Here is a 15,338-nt window from a genome sequence, read left to right as displayed (position 1 = left end):
TTCTATGGTCTTGCAGGTCTTGCAGGTCTAGCGCCAGGCAAATTCGCGCACCAGCGCGCCCTGGTTGTCCATCAGGTAGCCGGGCTCCAGGCTGCTGCCTTGCATGAAAAAGCCGGATGGCAGGGCCTGCGCGCGGGTGTAGATGCCACCACGCTCACGCGCCAGCAGGGGAATCTGGGCCACATCCCGGCTCCAGACGATCTGGTTGCTCTGTTTGTCCAGCAACTGCAGCACCCGGCCCTTGCCCTCCTCTGGCGTGGCGCTGTACGACAACAGCAGGCGCGTGGCGTTCTCAGCCATGATGTCTGCATGAAAGCGCGGCGTGGGCTCGATCACCTCCAGCCGCTGCAGGCCACCCTCAATAACATGCGCGCTGACGGCATAACCGCCACCCACGGCCTGGTCAGAGCGCCCTGTCTGTGGTCCCTCTGGCAAGGGCTTGAGTTCAAAAAATCTCAGATACTGGGGCTGGCCTTCTTCGTACTTATTCCAGTACTGCACCAGCAAAAAGCGCGCGTCTGAACTGCTGCCCCCATACAGGGGCGCAAACTGGTAGTACTTGCGGAACTGGCTGGCACTGGCGGCTCTTTGCGCATCCAGGCGGCTGCTGTTGTCTGCATCCAGAATCTGGCCTGCCAGCCAGTACACATAGAACTTGCGGCCATCGTTGGCCACAACGCTGAGGCAGTCCGGGCGGTCTTTGTAGGCGAACTTGATCTGCGCCATGCCCCCGCCCAGCTCGCGCGGAAATTGCGCCATCAGCTGCGGCCCCAGGTCCACAAACTGGCTGGCACCGGGGTCAAAGCGCAGCACCATGGCTTCTTTCAGCTGCAGGTACAGATTGCCGTCGCTGAAATTGCGAAACTCACCGCCGTGCTGTATCCAGGGAAAGCGGTAGAACTGCGGCTCTGACAGTGCTGCGCCGCTTTGCATATCGCTGACTTCGATGCGGAACTCGTCGAGCGACTCTTCCGTACGGCGCTTGTACACATCCACACGACTGAACTTGCCTGCCGCTTCATACAGGGCCGAGAAATCCGCCCGGCCTTTGCTCTGCACAGCAGCCGGGCGGCTGGCTTTGTTCACATTCATCAGCTGCGGCAGCAAAAACACGACGGCCACCAGCGCCAGCAGCACTGCAATCACAACGTTGCGGTATTTGCCCGCCAACTGCGCTGCCAGCCCATGCGGCACGGCGGCGGCCAAACCGTGTGGCAGTTGCGTGTCACTTGGTACTTTCTTCTGGCCCACCGCAAACGTGGTGCCGCAGTTTTCACAGACATGCTGACCACGCAACCCCGCTGCTGCATGGCTGCGCCGCGCGCCGCACTGGGGGCAAAAATATGCCGAGGAAGCATCGGAAGAAGACTGTTCCATATGTCTAGCGGCCCTTGCTGCCGGTATTTTCTGCAAAGTCTTTCAGAACCGCGCCGTTGTTGTCGATCAGCAGCGCAGGCTCCGAGCCATACAGATTGATGAAAAAGCCCTGCGTCAGCGCGGTGGCCACGACATAGGAGCCGCCGTTGCGGTCCGCAGCCAGCGCTGGAATCTGGGAGGCAGGGCGGCTCCAGACAATCTGCTGGCTGCTCTTGTCCAGCAGCTGCAACACGCGGCCTTCCTCTTTGACGGGGCTGCTGCTGTAGGCCAGCAGCACGCGCTGGCTGTTTTCGCCCAGCACTTCGGCATGAAAGCGCCGCTCCTGCGGCTGAACAGGCCAGACTTTGACCAGCCCCAGATCCTGAACCCGGTAAGGCCGCACCCAGTACTGCCCGCCCTCCACGATGTTTCCGGATGCCACGCTCTTGGGCAGTGGCTCCGTTGCCGTCACGGGAATCAACTCAACATCGAAGGAGAACAGCGCCTTTCCGGGCTCCGCCTTCGCTTCATACTGCACCAGCAGCTCACCGGCACGCTTATCAAGCACAGGCAGATAACGGTAAAAGCGCTGGGTATGCGTATAGGTTTGCACCTGCTGGTAATACTGCTGGTTCTCCCCCTGATAGGGCCATATCTCGCCCGCCAGCCAGTGCACAGCCCAGCGCTGCCCATCGGCGCCATAGACATCCAGCGCGTCATGCCAGTCTCTGTACTTGAGTTGCACCTTGCTCACTCCCGCGCCTAGCTGGGCCTCAAAGCGCTGCACCAGCTGCGGTGTGATGTCCACAAAACGCATGGCCCCGGGGTCATAGCGCAGCAACATGCGGCTGCGCAGCGTGAGGTACAGATTGCCGTCCGAAAAATAGCGCATCTGGGCGCGGTCATTGGGGCTGTGACGGCTGAGCGTGAAGACTTGCGGCTCAGCCAGCTTCTGGCCTGTTGCCACATCGGTGACCACGCTGCGATAGACGATCTGGTCATTGTCATCCTGACTCTCCAGCAACCGAATCAGGCTGATCTTGCCGCTGTTTTCCACCACAGAGCTGCCCTGCAGATGCCCCCAATCCGGCTCAAACACCGCAGGGGCCGCAGAGCGAAGCAAGGGGCGCAGTGGCCCGACCGCCAGCACCACGGCCACGGCCAGCATCAACAAAAGCAGCACCCACCAGCGGGCTGCCGTTGACCGGGATGAATCGTTGGGAAATAAGCGCATGCAGCAACACAGCTTGGACAGGGACTTATGCCCAAGCTTAAGCGCAGCCCCGGCTTTTACCCCGCCAAAACACGGTATCACAGGGACAACGTGCGGTAAGTCCTTGTAACCAGCGCACATCCGGCCCGGCACACGCCTGCTTTCAATTCAAACCATTTCAGGTCTCAAGCCTTTGATATACAAGCGCTGTCAGCTATCAATTTGAAAGTGCCTCAGTCCTCATCCTCCAGCCCCAGCGACTCCGCCATGTTTTCCACATAGCCCAGCATCAGCAGGCGCTGGCCTTGCAGCAGTTGCTGCAGCTCGGCCCAGCCTGCGTGGGCGAAGACTTCTTCGCGCTTTCGGCCATACAGGTCTTTCAGATCGGCCACCAGCTGCGCGCACTGGTTTGCACTGGGCGGCGCGGGGCGCACAAAACCCATCCAGCTCGCACCCATGCCAAAGAAACGATAGCCGTGCTGGGTAGCCAGATGGCGAATGATGGCGTGGTTCTGAAACGTGTCCCAGTCAGCGCTGAAGTAGCCATTGGGCTGCGCTGCGATCATGAGGTCATCGCCCGCCACCGGAATGCGCTGCACATAGACCACCTCGTCCAGCAGCGCATCGGGCTCGTGGTTGGCCTGCAGCAGCGCTTTCACATCGAGGCCAGACGTGCTCAGCGTGCCGCAGACCTGATCCCAGCTTTGCGCCAGCTCGGGCCGTCCCAGTTGCTGAACACGGTGCTGCAGCGAGGCCTGCTCCCAGGCGGCCTCCTGCGCCGGGTCGTCCCAGTCGATGTCGCTCTCATCGTCATCGTCCGGCTCTTCCAGATACAGACGGTCATCCTGCCCGGCATGGCCGCAGGTGTAACTGCACTGACTGATGTCGTCCAGCGTGCACAGGTAGCGGTGCTGCGCATCGGCCTGTCTCAGCGCATCCAGTTCCTCCACCAGGGCCAGCACGCTGTCCACGCCTTCCAGCCACTCATACACGCAGCTGAAATTGCCGCGGCGGTACGGTTGCTCATCACTGCTGTCCTGCTCGGCAGTCACAAAAAATCCACGTTTCATGGCTTTACATCCGAAGAGATCACGATTTCTGCAGCGTAACCGCCAATGCGGTCTTCAAAGCCGTCAACGGTTAATGCTTACTCCTTTTGAGAGGCTCGCAGGCACTGAGTCACTGATATTTATGTCGTATTTACGACAGTTTTTCTTTGTATCAAATATGTCTGACTGACAACGAAAGTGACAGCTTTTAATCTCAGGTGAATTCGCAGGATCTGTGCTTAGGAGTTTTTCATGGGCTTCTCGACCCACCGCCGCCCTGGAGGGATTTCAATTCTCTCTCCCAGCGACACCTTGCCCAAGCTGGAGCTTGGCCGGGTGGCTCCTGCCTTGTCTCGCATCGACCAGAACGCTATTGATGCGTTACCCCAGATGATCTGGATTACCGATGCGCAAGGCGACCCCCTGCACTGCAATCTGGCCTGGCAACGCTATGTGCCCCACTGCCATAACGCAGACAACTGGATGAGCTGCCTGCACCCCGATGATGAGTTGCCAGCCGCCAAGCTCTGGCAACAGGCATTGCAGACGGGTCAGAGCTTTCAGGGGGAGTATCGGCTGCGCCACTACAGCGGCACCTGGCGATGGGCCTTGCTGGCGGTGCAGCCCCATCAGGGCCACTGGCATGTCAGCGGCATGGATATCCACGACCGCATTACGGCGCAGCAGGACCTGTACCGCAGTCTGGGCATGCAAAAAGACATGCTGGACGCCAGTGTGGACTGCATCAAAATTCTGAACCCCGACGGTACGCTGGCCCATATGAACAAGTCCGGCTGCGAGGCGCTGGGCGTGAACCCGGATACGGGCTTTGGCCAACGCTGGCTTTCGCTGCTGCCCCCCGATATCCGCATCAAAGGGCAGCGCGCACTCAAGCAGGCGCAGCAAGGGCATAACGCACGCTTTGCGGGCATGAGTGTCATTCCCGGCCTGCCGCCGCAGTTCTGGGACAACATCCTGACCCCCGTGCTCAATACCCGGGGCGAAGTCGCCAATATTCTGTGCGTTTCACGCGATGTCACGGCACAGCGTCAGGCGGAAAAGCGTCTGCGCATCAGCAGCGAAAGCGACGAGCTGACGGGCCTGCCCAACCGCCGCAGCTTCAATCACCATCTGAAACTGGCCCTGAGCGCCGCTGAATCCAGCCACGGCATGCTGGGCCTGATGCTGCTGGATCTGGACCATTTCAAACATATCAACGACACACTGGGCCACCCGGCTGGCGACCACCTGCTGCGTGTGCTTTCGCGCCGCCTGCAGGCATGGCTGCCCCCGCACACCAGCGTGGCGCGGCTGGGCGGCGATGAATTTGCCATCGTGGTGGATCGCATCGACAGCCCGCAGCAACTGGCCGACCTTGCGCAGCAGGTCTGCGCCCAGATCGAGGCGCCCATCACCTACTCGGGCAAGCACATCAACGGGGGCATGAGCATTGGCTGCGCCCTCTATCCGCAGGATGCTGCCGATGCGGCCTCTCTGATGAAAAGTGCCGACACCGCGCTCAACGACCTCAAGGCCGGTGGCCGCGGTGGTGTGCGCATGTTCAACATCGCCATGCTGGAGATGGCGGAAACAGCCGCCACCCACCTGGAGCGCGCCCGTCAGATTCTGCGTGACGATGCCATCACGCCCTATTTCCAGCCCAAGGTTCGTCTGGACGACGGCAAAGTTGCCGGTTTTGAAGCGCTGCTGCGCTGGAAAGATGCCAACGGCCAGCTGCATGCACCGGACTCCATCTGGGCGGCCTTCAATGATTACGAGCTGGCATCGCGCATCGGCGAGGTCATGCGCACCAAGGTCATGGCCCACCTGCGCCAGTGGCGCCGTGCGGGCCTGCCGGTCGTGCCCGTGTCCATCAACGCCGCGCCTGTTGAGTTTCTGCGCGACGACTATGCCGAGCGCCTGATTGGCCATATGGAGCATATGAACCTGCCCGCCAATCTTGTGGAGGTGGAAGTCACCGAACACATGCTGGGCGAGCGCGGCTCTGAATACGTGATTCGTGCGCTCAAACTGCTCAAGCAGCACGGCGTGCGCATTGCGCTGGATGACTTTGGCACAGGCCAGTCTTCTCTGGCCCATCTGCGCGACTACCCGGTCGATTGCGTGAAGATCGACAAGGACTTTGTGCAGCGCATCGAGCAGGAATCCACGATTCGCGCCATTGTCAAAGCCGTGGGCTGTCTTGGCCCCAGCATGCAGCTGGACCTGGTGGCCGAAGGCGTGGAAACCGAGGCCCAGCGCAGCATTCTGAAAGACTGCGGCTACCAGCTGGGCCAGGGCTATCTGTTTGGCAAGCCCTGGAATGCCGAGGAAGTGCAAGCCTGCCTGCAGCGGCTGTAAGCAGGCCCTAAAACCTGCCAGCCTCAACCGCCGCTCACTCTTTCCTATCATGTGCGCATGGCACAGATGACCTATTCACTGAGTGAGCAACAGTTCTGCAACGCGCAGCGCCTGCACTTCTCGTTTCGCCCCCGCTGGGTGCGCTGGATTTTTACGCTGGTGGGCATTCTGGGCCTGCCCATTCTTGGCACAGGCCTGTTCCACAGCGATGTCATGCTCAGCATCGCAGGCTTCATCTACAGCAGCATTTTGCTGCTCTACATCCCGGCCATGGCTCGCCTGGTGCAGCGCGGCATTGAACGCCTGATGCGGCCCCGGCTGCTGCGCATCTTCCGCCGCTCGCCCTCTTTGCACCAGCAAAGCCATGTAGAGCTGCGCAATGGCGAGATGCACCTGCAGTCCGAAACCGGGCAAGGCGTGCTGCCGTGGAAACACATCACCCAGTGGGCCGAAGATGAAGACAGCATGCTGCTGTACCTGCAGCCGCGCCTGTTCATCATCGTGCCCAAGGAGGCGGACCCGCAATCCCAGTTTGTCACCGCGCTGCGGGCGCAGTTGCTTGAGCACATTGGCCCTGCACGCCGCCAGCGATGACCGCCTTCCCGTACACGCTGACCGAGGCCCAGTTCATTGCCGCGCAGCGCCTGCATGTTTCCCTGCGCAGCCGTGGCCAGAAACTGCTGCGCGGACTGACCCTGCTGCTGGGCGTTGCCGTGGTGGCGGGCAGCCTTTACGAGCACACTTACTGGCTGCTGCTGGCCGGGCTGATTGCCATTTTTGCGCCATGGCTGAGCTGGACTTTCAGCACCTTGCCAAGGTTGCTGCAGACCTACCGCAGCTCGCCCGCGCTGCAGCAAAGCAACTGCATTGCGCTGCGCGATGGGCAGCTCTGCACCGGTACCGATCAGGCCGAGAGCACCCTGCCGTGGAGCCACATCATTCAGTGGGCCGAAAACGAGCACAGCCTGCTGCTATATCTGCAGCCCCAGCTTTTCATCATCGTGCCGAAGAATAGCGATGCCCTGCCAGACTTTTTCAGCGCACTGCGCGAACAGCTGCAGGCCCAGGTTGGCCCGCCGGTTGCATAAAGTCTTTTTCCCCTGCAGTCCAGATAGATAAAGCGCAGGCAGCTATGAAAAAAGGAGACCGGTGGTCTCCTTTCTTGCTTCAGCTACGCCTGCCTCAGAACAGCACGCGGCAGCGGATGGTGCCGGGAATCTGCGAGAGCTTTTCCAGCGCCAGCGCCGACGATTGCGCGTCGATATCGATCACCACATAGCCCACTTTTTCATCGGTGCGCAGGTACTGGCCCGCCACGTTGATGCCGTTGTCGGCAAACACTTGGTTGATGGCCGACAGCATGCCCGGGCGGTTGTGGTGCACGTGCAGGATACGGTTGTGACCGGGGTGCTCGGGCAGCGCCACTTCGGGGAAGTTCACGGCCGAGGTGGTCGTGCCGTTGTCGCTGTACTTGACCAGCTTTTCCGCCACTTCCAGGCCGATATTGGCCTGGGCTTCCATGGTGGAGCCGCCGATGTGCGGCGTGAGGATCACGTTGTCCATGCCGCGCAGGGGCGACAGGAACTCGTCCTTGTTGCTCTTGGGCTCGACCGGGAACACGTCAATGGCGGCGCCCAGCAGCTTGCCGCTTTTCAGGGCTTCGGCCAGCGCATCAATATCCACCACCGTGCCGCGCGATGCGTTGATGAGGATGCTGCCCTGCTTCATGGCCGCGATCTGCTCTGCCCCCATCATGCCGTGGGTGGAAGCCAGCTCGGGCACATGCAGCGTCACGATATCGGCCTGCGCCAGCAGCGCGTTCAAGCCCACGCTTTGGTGCGCATTGCCCAGGGGCAGCTTGGTCACCACGTCGTGGAAGATGACCTTCATGCCCAGACCTTCGGCCAGCACCGACAGCTGGGTGCCGATGGAGCCGTAGCCCACAATGCCCAGCGTCTTGCCGCGAATCTCGAAGGAGTTGTCGGCGCTTTTCTTCCAGCCACCGCGGTGGGCCACGGCGTTCTTTTCGGGAATGCCACGCAGCAGCAAAATCGCCTCGCCCAGCACCAGCTCGGCCACAGAACGGGTGTTGGAGAAGGGCGCGTTGAACACCACAATGCCGCGCTCACGCGCAGCGTTCAGATTGACCTGATTGGTGCCAATGCAAAAGCAGCCCACGGCCACCAGCTTGTGCGCGGCGGCAAACACTTCCTCGGTCAGCTGCGTGCGCGAGCGGATACCGACAAAGTGCGCATCGGCAATCTTTGCCTTCAGCTCCTCGCCCTCCAGCGCGCCGCTCAGCGCTTCTACATTGGTGTAGCCCGCGTCATGCAGCACTTTCAGCGCCGAGGGGTGAATGCCCTCCAGCAGCAGAAATTTGATCTTCGACTTGTCCAGCGATGTCTTGGCCATGTGCCTACCCTCCGATCAGTGAATACCCTATTAAAGCGAATTGGGTATTTCGCTACGAACTCTGGGTTCAATCTGTTGCATTTGCGCTGCGATGCCGGGATGCTTCAACGCCAGACCGGTCACCAAAGTGCGACGCACCCGGCCATTCGTGCGAAGCAAGTGCCTACCAGAAGTCGTTTCCAATTTGTAAAAAACTAAGACCCATGCTTTCGTTTTCTAGAATGCCTTCGCATCGGATGCTGCGAATTTCATAGCTTGAAGCGCTGTTTCTGACTCATTTTTTCAAAGGATTGGCTGCATGTTCACTATTTTTCGCCGCATCGAAGACGTGATGGTCTTCATCGTGCGCCTTGTTTTGCTCGCGTTCACGATCTTTGCCCTGATCGGCATGGCCACCTGGGGCTGGAACCACTTCAAGCCCAAGAAGCCAGATGCCGTCTCGGCCTTCACCCCCCAGACGCCGCTGGACTGGAAAGATGCCAAGCTGGATCTGAAGTTCATGGAAGAGGAAACCGGGCGCGATCTGAATGGCATGTCCAGCCAGGTCGCCATTGAAAAGCGTCTGGCCAGCCCAGAGCTGCGCCCCTCCTTCCAGCAGGCCGATGGCCTGCTGCGCGGCTTTATCTACAAGGACACAGCCGCCCGCAAGCGCATCGAAAAGGAAAACAGCGGCCAGGGTCTGGAGCCCATTCACCCGCTGCTCAAGGGCGATGCCATTCCCTCGGCTGACGAAGTAGCCCGTCAGACCAAGATGCGCGAGGCCCGCGAAAACTCCTGCTGCGACAAGGAAGCCGCGGACGAAGCCGCTGCCGCTGTAGATGCCGCCTGGACAGCCCGCCGCATCAATCTGACGCGTGAAGACAAGATGGCCCGCGCAGCCGCGGAGGCAGCAGCCGAGGCCGCCGCCGAAGCCGCCAGTGCCAGCGAAGACGAAATGCTGAACGACCCGGTCAATCTGGCATCCGAAATCAATGACCGCGCCCAGATGGCCGAGATGGAGCATGGTGAAGGCTCTTACGCCGCCTACATCAAGGGCCTGCCTGCAGGCCTGCAGCAAGTGCTGGCCAATGAAAAGCTCAGCGCCAAGCTGCAGCAGCAATCGGCTTCGCAGATCGTCACGACCTTGCTAACCAACTACACCATGGCCTTTGACCGCACGGCGCAGACCATGCGCGGCGAGAACCCGGATGAAGAGAAGTGGGACTTCACCAGCGTGGAAACCGCTTTCCTGACCATGCTGGTGTCCTGCCTGGTCATGGTGGTCATGGTGCTGGTGATGATTCGCATGGAGCGCCATATGCGCACCATGAGCCAGCAGGCGGGCCACAACCCCAAGCCCTGAAACCCGTACGAACGATAGCCTCGCTCCGCTTGCGCTATCGTTTCAGGCCCGGCTTGCCCACTGCAGGCCGGGCCTTTTTGTTTGCAGGATTTCATGATGACCACCAGAACCACCACTACAGCCATCCAGCCCCAGTTTCTGCAGCGCATGTCGCCCCGCGCCTTTGTGCCCGAAGCCTTGAGCACCGCCCAGATCGAGCAACTGGTGGACGCCGCCCGCTGGGCCCCCTCGGCCAGCAACAAGCAGCCCTGGCACTTTGCCTATGCACTGCGCGGCGATGCGAACTGGGAAGCTTTTTCGCAGATTCCCAATGAATTCAACCGCCGCTGGTGCCTGAATGCTGGCGCGCTGATCGTGCTGGTGTCCGATACCGAAGCCTCCCCCGGCAAGCACAGCTTTGACGCAGGCTGCGCCTGGGGCTATCTGGCGCTGCAGGCCCATGCCATGGGTCTGGCCACGCACGCCATGGGTGGCTTCTCGGCCGAAGAAGCCAGCAAGGTGCTGGGCTTGCCCGCGCACCTGGTGCCCGAGATCGTGATTGCCGTGGGCCAGCGCGCCGACGCATCCACCCTGCCCGATGACCTGCGCGAGCGTGAAGTGCCCACCGATCGCAAGCCTCTGGCCGAAGTGCTGAGCGCAGGCGCTCTGAAAAACGCCTGATTCCATTCAGCACAGCGCACAAAGCCCCATCGACAACCCGGTGGGGCTTTTTTATTGAAAATGCCATAAAGCCTAATAAAACAATGCGCATGGCGCTATCAATTTAGATTCATGACTGCTTTGCAAGCCCTGTGGCAGCGGCTAGGCCCTGTCAGCACCCGCCCCGCGCGCCGCGAACTACTGCGTGCTGCCCTTGGGGCGGGCCTTGGCATGGCCATCGTCGGCCTGCTGGCCTGGGCCGACCGGTTTGCCCACACCGGCCTGCTGTTTCTCTTTGCACCACTGGGCGCCACCGCTGTGCTGGTGTTTGCCGTGCCCAGCAGCCCGCTGGCGCAGCCCTGGAACTGCGTGGTGGGCAACACACTGTCTGCCCTTTGGACGCTGACCCTGCTGCATCTGGCGCCCACCATGCCGCTGCCCCTGAGTGCAGCGCTGGCCGTGGGTGGTGCCATCGCCCTCATGCTGGCCTGCCGCGCCCTGCACCCGCCCGGCGGCGCTGTGGCCCTGCTGACGGTGCTGTCTGCGCCCAGCCTGTTGCCCCTGGGCTGGCTGCTGCTGGTGCCCATGGCGGTCATGACCGCCTGCCTGGTGCTGGCCGGTGTGCTGTTTCACCGCGCCACAGGCCGCGCCTATCTGCACCGCCCGGCAGCAGCGCCAGCAGCAGTCGCTTCCACTTCGCCCAAGGGCAGCAAGCTGGCGCTGTCGCAAGGCGATTTGCAGACCTTGCTCACGCGCTTTGACCAGTCCTACAACCTCACGCCCGATGACCTGGGCGCCCTGCTGGCCGCCGCTGAGGAAGAAGCCATCCAGCGCCGCTTTGCGTCCATCACCTGCGGCCAGGTCATGTCGTCCCAGTTGCTGACCATTACCGCCCAGACTTCGCTGGAAGCCGTGGCCGACCTGTTTCACAGCCATCTCATCAAAAGCCTGCCCGTGGTGGATGACAAAGGCCAGCTCACAGGTCGCGTGCTACGCGCCGACCTGTTTGACTGGCTGTGGCAAGGCCACCGCGACCAGCAGCAAAAAAGCCTGTGGCAGCGCCTGCGCAAGCCATCCAGTCAGCGCAGCCCCCAGGCTGTTGCGCGGGATCTGATGCGCGAGCCCGAGCTGTGCGTGCAGGAATCCACGCCCGTGGGCGAGTTGCTGCACGAGCTGGCTTCCCATACCGTGCAGTTCATCGCCGTGCAGCGCGGCCCCTTGCTGGTGGGCGTCATCACACGCTCAGACGTGATTCGCACCTTGCTGAGCATCAACTCCTAGAGAATCGGCCTCTTGCCCATCACGCGCCGGGCACTACACTGTGATGCATGCCCTCTTGATTGCCTGAAAGGAGTTGTCATGAACGCCGTGTTCACCCCCAACCTCGACAAGCTGCGCAACATCGTGCAGCGCTTTGGCCCGCATTCCTTCACCGCTGGGCAGGTTGCCACCGAATACGAAGGCGCCGCCGCCAGCAGCGAATCCAGCAAAACCTTTGAAGAGCTGCTGCAGCGCCATGCAGCCGTGCTGGGCGTACACAGCGTCAGCGCAGGCGTGTGGAAGGCCAGCTGATTCAGACCGCCTCAGCCAGAAACCCACTTCGGTGGGTTTTTTCATGTCTGGGCTAAAGTGCCGCGCCATGTCCATGATTCCTTTTTCGCTGTGGCTGCCGCTGTCTGTGGGCGCCTGTGTGCTGCTGGTGCTGGCTGCGGTGGCCTGGCTATGGCGCAGGGCGCTGCGCATTTCTGCCGCACACCGCGATGGCCGCGCCGCACGCAATATGGCGGCACTGGCTACGGCGGGCTTGCTGCTGTGGCTGGCCTATGGCCTGTTCAAGGGCTATGCCACGCTGTGGGGTGCCGATGCCTTGATGCTGCTGGCACAGTCATCGCTGTTGACGCAGATTCCGCTGATCGTGGGCGCCATTGCCTGGGTCGCGGCCTTGCTGCTGGGGCGCGTGATGGGCCTGCACAGGCTGTCTGAATAAGGCTTTCAGCGCGCCGGATTGGCTGCCGTCTGGCCCCAGAGCTTGCGCAGCTGCTGCAGCTCTGCATCAAAACGCTGATTGATGCGCTGCTGCTCTTCTTCCTGCTGCTGGATGAAGCGCTGCTGCTCTTCCTGCGATTCGGTGTTGTCCTTGATCTGGCGGCGCAGACTGGCCGGCGCCTTGGCAGGGTTGCCCTGGTAGAACTCCAGCTCGGTATCGATTTTTTTGCGGCGCTGTTTCAGCTCGCCCAGTCGCATCTGGGCCACGGCGCTGACGTCCGTGCTCTGGCTCAGCGCCTCATTGCGCGCCGCGTCGTGACTGGCCTGGTTGGGGTAGCGCAGCAGCATGGCCTTGTCGCGTGAACGCTCTTCGCGCAGCCGGGCCTGATCGGCCAGCTCCTGACGGCGGCGCGCCTCATAGGCGTTGCGCTCCTGCTCGGTCTGCGTGGGGGCCACACGGCGCAGCTCCACGCCGGTATTGCCCAGCACGCGCTGCTCGCGGTCCACGCAGGTGGCGATGGGGCGGTCGGCGGTAATGCGCCGACCATTGGCGTCCGTACAGGTGTAGATGGAGCCCGAGCCAGCGGGCGCCTGGGCCAGCGCTGTGCCTGCCCAGACTGCCACCACCAAGAAGCCACCCATTTTTGCCTGCCGCGCCTGATTCATGGATCTGTTTATTCCTTGTCTTCGACACCGTAGCGCTGACGATAGGCCAGCACGCGTTCGTGATGCTCGCGGCCTGCATCGCCGCCTTGCTGCTCAAGATAAAGCAACAAGTCTGCCAGCTTTGCAATCGCGCAAACCTGCATGCCCAGCTGGTTGCGCACATATTGCACAGCGCTGTGGGGAACATCCTGACCATTTTCGGTCGCCATCTCCTGGCGGTCCAGTGCAATCGCCACTGCGTGGGGTTCGGCACCTGCAGCCTTGATGATGGCAATCGACTCACGCGCCGCCGTGCCAGCCGACATCACATCGTCAATGATGAGCACGCGGCCCTTCAGCGGCGCACCCACCAGGGTGCCGCCTTCGCCGTGGTCCTTGGCTTCCTTGCGGTTGTAAGCAAAGGGCACGTTCTTGCCAGCGCGGGCCAGCTCCACAGCCACGGTAGCAGCCAGAGGAATGCCCTTGTACGCAGGGCCAAAGACCATATCAAACTCCATGCCGCTGGCCAGAATGGCTTTTGCATAGAATTCAGCCAGACGTGCCATCTTGGCGCCGTCGTCGAACAGGCCTGCATTGAAGAAGTACGGGCTCAGGCGCCCGGCCTTGGTCTTGAATTCGCCAAAACGCAGCACACCTGCATCGACGGCAAACTGCACAAATTCCTGCGCCAGACGGTCTGCACCGTCCATTGGCTGCTTATCTACCACCATGGATTCATCCTTGTTCAAATTAACCAGCCTCAACCTCAACGGTATCCGCTCTGCCACCACCAAAGGCGCCGAAGCCTGGATAGCAGCTACTGCGCCGGATTGTATTTGCGTCCAGGAAATCAAGGCCCAGGCTTCGGATATGGCCGGGCGTTTCGAGGTGTTGGCCGGTCTGAAAGGGCACTTCCAGTTTGCTGAAAAAAAAGGCTATTCCGGCGTGGGCGTCTACACGCGCCACGAGCCCTCAGACGTGATTGTGGGCTTTGACACCGAGGAGTTCGATGCCGAAGGCCGCTATGTAGAGTTGCGCTTTGATACGCCCAGCCGCAAGTTTTCGATTATCAGCGCCTACTTTCCCAGCGGCAGCTCGGGCGAATTGCGCCAGGAGGCCAAGTTCCGCTTTCTGGCCAAGATGCACACGCATCTGATGCGCCTCAAAGCCGAGCGCGACTTTGTGCTGTGTGGCGACATCAATATCGCCCACCAGAAGGAAGACCTGAAAAACTGGCGTGGCAACCAGAAAAACAGCGGCTTCTTGCCCGAAGAACGCGACTGGATGACAAAGTTGTTGCACAAGACTGAAATCACCGGTGGCTTGGTTGACGTGTACCGCCAGTTACAGCCAGAGACAACGGATGCCTGCTATACATGGTGGAGCAACCGGGGCCAGGCCTATGCGAACAACGTGGGGTGGCGTCTGGACTACCACCTGGCCACGCCAGCGATTGCGGCCCTTGCCCGCACGGAATCCATCTACAAGGGCGAGAAGTTCTCGGACCACGCGCCCATCACCATTGGTTACGACATGACACTCTGATCATGGCGTTCTGAGGCGCTGCAGGCCAGCGCCGCCGAGAGTGCATGCTCGTCATCTTGCTTTACCGCAAGGTGCAACAGTACAACCCATGCGAGCATGAGTTGTACTGAGCCGGTTGCGCAGGATTGCCGAAAAAATGAATTGCGGAATCTGGATGGCGCCCGCGCCACACCGACTCCCGTTTTGCTTTTAGGAAAAGGAATAACCAGTGAAGAAGATCCTGAGCACTCTGGCCCTGTGTGCAATTGGCGCTCTGAGCGCGCCCGCCATGGCCGCAGGCTGCGAAGCCGTTGTGGAGAGCAACGATGCCATGCAGTTCAACGTCAAGAACATCGACGTACCCAAGTCCTGCAAGAAGTTCAGCGTGACGCTGAAGCACGTGGGCAAGCTGCCCAAGACCGCCATGGGCCACAACATCGTGGTCAGCACTGCCGCTGACATGCAAGGCGTGATCACCGACGGCATGGCCGCAGGCGCTGCTGCCGAATACGTGAAGGCTGGCGACGCGCGCGCTCTGGCGCATTCCAAGGTCATTGGCGGCGGTGAAACCACCAAGTTCGACCTCGACGTGAGCAAGCTCAAGGCTGGCACCGACTACGCCTTCTTCTGCTCCTTTCCCGGCCACGCGGCTCTAATGAAGGGCTCGCTCAAGCTGGGCTCTTAATCTCATCTGCTTCTGATTCAGGAGCTGGTAGCGCTTGTTTTTAATGGTTTTTATGATCTTATTGACTTGAAAACATTGAACAACAAGCGCTTGCAGCTTTTAAATCAAGAGCAAACCTGAGAATTT

16 protein-coding genes are annotated in these 15,338 nt (G+C 60.9%); 10 read left to right on the top strand and 6 right to left on the bottom strand.

Annotation, left to right across the window (positions count from 1 at the left end; all coding sequences use genetic code 11):
* Positions 1 to 27: 27 nt before the first annotated feature.
* From JDW18_RS01320 to JDW18_RS01310, 3 genes are all read right to left on the bottom strand, one after another.
* Positions 28 to 1,377 (bottom strand): zinc ribbon domain-containing protein, encoded by a 1,350-nt coding sequence (locus JDW18_RS01320; protein ID WP_218241989.1) that lies wholly within the window; start codon positions 1,375 to 1,377, stop codon positions 28 to 30.
* 4 nt (positions 1,378 to 1,381) lie between these two features.
* Entirely contained in the window at positions 1,382 to 2,590 is a 1,209-nt protein-coding gene (locus JDW18_RS01315; RefSeq protein WP_218241988.1) for a hypothetical protein, read from the bottom strand.
* Between the two features lie 212 nt (positions 2,591 to 2,802).
* Positions 2,803 to 3,639: a hypothetical protein gene (locus tag JDW18_RS01310; protein WP_218241987.1), complete on the bottom strand. Its 837-nt coding sequence runs from the start codon at positions 3,637 to 3,639 to the stop codon at positions 2,803 to 2,805.
* 231 nt (positions 3,640 to 3,870) lie between these two features.
* Here JDW18_RS01310 and JDW18_RS01305 point away from each other — a divergent pair, with 231 nt between their 5' ends.
* The 3 genes from JDW18_RS01305 to JDW18_RS01295 are packed head-to-tail and all read left to right on the top strand — an operon-like array spanning position 3,871 to position 7,067.
* Entirely contained in the window at positions 3,871 to 5,979 is a 2,109-nt protein-coding gene (locus tag JDW18_RS01305) for a putative bifunctional diguanylate cyclase/phosphodiesterase (RefSeq protein ID WP_218241986.1), read from the top strand.
* Between the two features lie 57 nt (positions 5,980 to 6,036).
* The gene (locus JDW18_RS01300; RefSeq protein ID WP_218241985.1) at positions 6,037 to 6,573 is read left to right on the top strand and encodes a YcxB family protein; all 537 of its coding nucleotides are present in this window, start codon (positions 6,037 to 6,039) and stop codon (positions 6,571 to 6,573) included.
* On the top strand, positions 6,570 to 7,067 hold the full coding sequence (locus JDW18_RS01295) for a YcxB family protein (protein ID WP_218241984.1): 498 nt from the start codon (positions 6,570 to 6,572) through the stop codon (positions 7,065 to 7,067). The genes JDW18_RS01300 and JDW18_RS01295 overlap by 4 nt, the downstream gene beginning before the upstream one ends.
* A 94-nt stretch (positions 7,068 to 7,161) precedes the next feature.
* Here the strand turns inward: JDW18_RS01295 and serA are convergent, their stop codons facing one another.
* Positions 7,162 to 8,391 carry a phosphoglycerate dehydrogenase gene (gene serA / locus JDW18_RS01290; RefSeq protein ID WP_218241983.1) on the bottom strand — a complete coding sequence of 410 codons (1,230 nt, stop codon included), beginning with the start codon at positions 8,389 to 8,391 and terminating at the stop codon, positions 7,162 to 7,164.
* Between the two features lie 298 nt (positions 8,392 to 8,689).
* Here serA and JDW18_RS01285 point away from each other — a divergent pair, with 298 nt between their 5' ends.
* From JDW18_RS01285 to JDW18_RS01265, 5 genes are all read left to right on the top strand, one after another.
* The gene (locus JDW18_RS01285) at positions 8,690 to 9,733 is read left to right on the top strand and encodes a hypothetical protein (protein ID WP_218241982.1); all 1,044 of its coding nucleotides are present in this window, start codon (positions 8,690 to 8,692) and stop codon (positions 9,731 to 9,733) included.
* A gap of 93 nt (positions 9,734 to 9,826) precedes the next feature.
* Positions 9,827 to 10,393 carry a nitroreductase family protein gene (locus JDW18_RS01280; RefSeq protein ID WP_246610208.1) on the top strand — a complete coding sequence of 189 codons (567 nt, stop codon included), beginning with the start codon at positions 9,827 to 9,829 and terminating at the stop codon, positions 10,391 to 10,393.
* A 111-nt stretch (positions 10,394 to 10,504) separates the two neighbouring features.
* Positions 10,505 to 11,653: an HPP family protein gene (locus JDW18_RS01275; RefSeq protein ID WP_246610206.1), complete on the top strand. Its 1,149-nt coding sequence runs from the start codon at positions 10,505 to 10,507 to the stop codon at positions 11,651 to 11,653.
* Positions 11,654 to 11,731: 78 nt separating this feature from the next.
* A complete protein-coding gene (locus tag JDW18_RS01270) occupies positions 11,732 to 11,944 on the top strand; it encodes a hypothetical protein (RefSeq protein ID WP_218241981.1) in 213 nt (70 codons plus the stop codon).
* A 67-nt stretch (positions 11,945 to 12,011) separates the two neighbouring features.
* Complete coding sequence (locus tag JDW18_RS01265) at positions 12,012 to 12,359, top strand: hypothetical protein (RefSeq protein WP_218241980.1); 348 nt, start codon at positions 12,012 to 12,014, stop codon at positions 12,357 to 12,359.
* 5 nt (positions 12,360 to 12,364) lie between these two features.
* Here JDW18_RS01265 and JDW18_RS01260 read toward each other — a convergent pair whose 3' ends face one another.
* Both JDW18_RS01260 and pyrE read right to left on the bottom strand, forming a co-directional pair.
* Positions 12,365 to 13,024, bottom strand: a complete 660-nt coding sequence (locus tag JDW18_RS01260) for a DUF4124 domain-containing protein (RefSeq protein ID WP_218241979.1) — start codon at positions 13,022 to 13,024, stop codon at positions 12,365 to 12,367.
* 8 nt (positions 13,025 to 13,032) lie between these two features.
* Positions 13,033 to 13,734: an orotate phosphoribosyltransferase gene (gene pyrE, locus JDW18_RS01255; protein ID WP_218241978.1), complete on the bottom strand. Its 702-nt coding sequence runs from the start codon at positions 13,732 to 13,734 to the stop codon at positions 13,033 to 13,035.
* A gap of 10 nt (positions 13,735 to 13,744) precedes the next feature.
* On the opposite strand from pyrE, the gene JDW18_RS01250 reads away from it, so the two are divergent.
* The gene (locus tag JDW18_RS01250) at positions 13,745 to 14,548 is read left to right on the top strand and encodes an exodeoxyribonuclease III (protein ID WP_218241977.1); all 804 of its coding nucleotides are present in this window, start codon (positions 13,745 to 13,747) and stop codon (positions 14,546 to 14,548) included.
* Between the two features lie 208 nt (positions 14,549 to 14,756).
* Positions 14,757 to 15,212: an azurin gene (gene azu, locus JDW18_RS01245; protein ID WP_218241976.1), complete on the top strand. Its 456-nt coding sequence runs from the start codon at positions 14,757 to 14,759 to the stop codon at positions 15,210 to 15,212.
* The last annotated feature ends 126 nt before the right edge of the window (positions 15,213 to 15,338 follow it).

Source organism: Comamonas fluminis, from assembly GCF_019186805.1.
In the GTDB taxonomy this organism is placed as follows: domain Bacteria; phylum Pseudomonadota; class Gammaproteobacteria; order Burkholderiales; family Burkholderiaceae_C; genus Comamonas; species Comamonas fluminis.
This window is presented reverse-complemented; position numbering and strand designations above follow the sequence as displayed.

Bases quoted from the DNA above. Each gene is read 5' to 3' on its own strand.
- JDW18_RS01305 (WP_218241986.1), top strand. From the start codon at position 3,871: ATGGGCTTCTCGACCCACCGCCGCCCTGGAGGGATTTCAATTCTCTCT.
- serA (WP_218241983.1), bottom strand. From the start codon at position 8,391: ATGGCCAAGACATCGCTGGACAAGTCGAAGATCAAATTTCTGCTGCTG.
- JDW18_RS01300 (WP_218241985.1), top strand. From the start codon at position 6,037: ATGGCACAGATGACCTATTCACTGAGTGAGCAACAGTTCTGCAACGCG.
- JDW18_RS01310 (WP_218241987.1), bottom strand. From the start codon at position 3,639: ATGAAACGTGGATTTTTTGTGACTGCCGAGCAGGACAGCAGTGATGAG.
- JDW18_RS01285 (WP_218241982.1), top strand. From the start codon at position 8,690: ATGTTCACTATTTTTCGCCGCATCGAAGACGTGATGGTCTTCATCGTG.
- JDW18_RS01265 (WP_218241980.1), top strand. From the start codon at position 12,012: ATGTCCATGATTCCTTTTTCGCTGTGGCTGCCGCTGTCTGTGGGCGCC.
- JDW18_RS01320 (WP_218241989.1), bottom strand. From the start codon at position 1,377: ATGGAACAGTCTTCTTCCGATGCTTCCTCGGCATATTTTTGCCCCCAG.
- JDW18_RS01280 (WP_246610208.1), top strand. From the start codon at position 9,827: ATGATGACCACCAGAACCACCACTACAGCCATCCAGCCCCAGTTTCTG.
- JDW18_RS01295 (WP_218241984.1), top strand. From the start codon at position 6,570: ATGACCGCCTTCCCGTACACGCTGACCGAGGCCCAGTTCATTGCCGCG.
- pyrE (WP_218241978.1), bottom strand. From the start codon at position 13,734: ATGGTGGTAGATAAGCAGCCAATGGACGGTGCAGACCGTCTGGCGCAG.
- JDW18_RS01270 (WP_218241981.1), top strand. From the start codon at position 11,732: ATGAACGCCGTGTTCACCCCCAACCTCGACAAGCTGCGCAACATCGTG.
- JDW18_RS01260 (WP_218241979.1), bottom strand. From the start codon at position 13,024: ATGAATCAGGCGCGGCAGGCAAAAATGGGTGGCTTCTTGGTGGTGGCA.
- JDW18_RS01275 (WP_246610206.1), top strand. From the start codon at position 10,505: ATGACTGCTTTGCAAGCCCTGTGGCAGCGGCTAGGCCCTGTCAGCACC.
- JDW18_RS01315 (WP_218241988.1), bottom strand. From the start codon at position 2,590: ATGCGCTTATTTCCCAACGATTCATCCCGGTCAACGGCAGCCCGCTGG.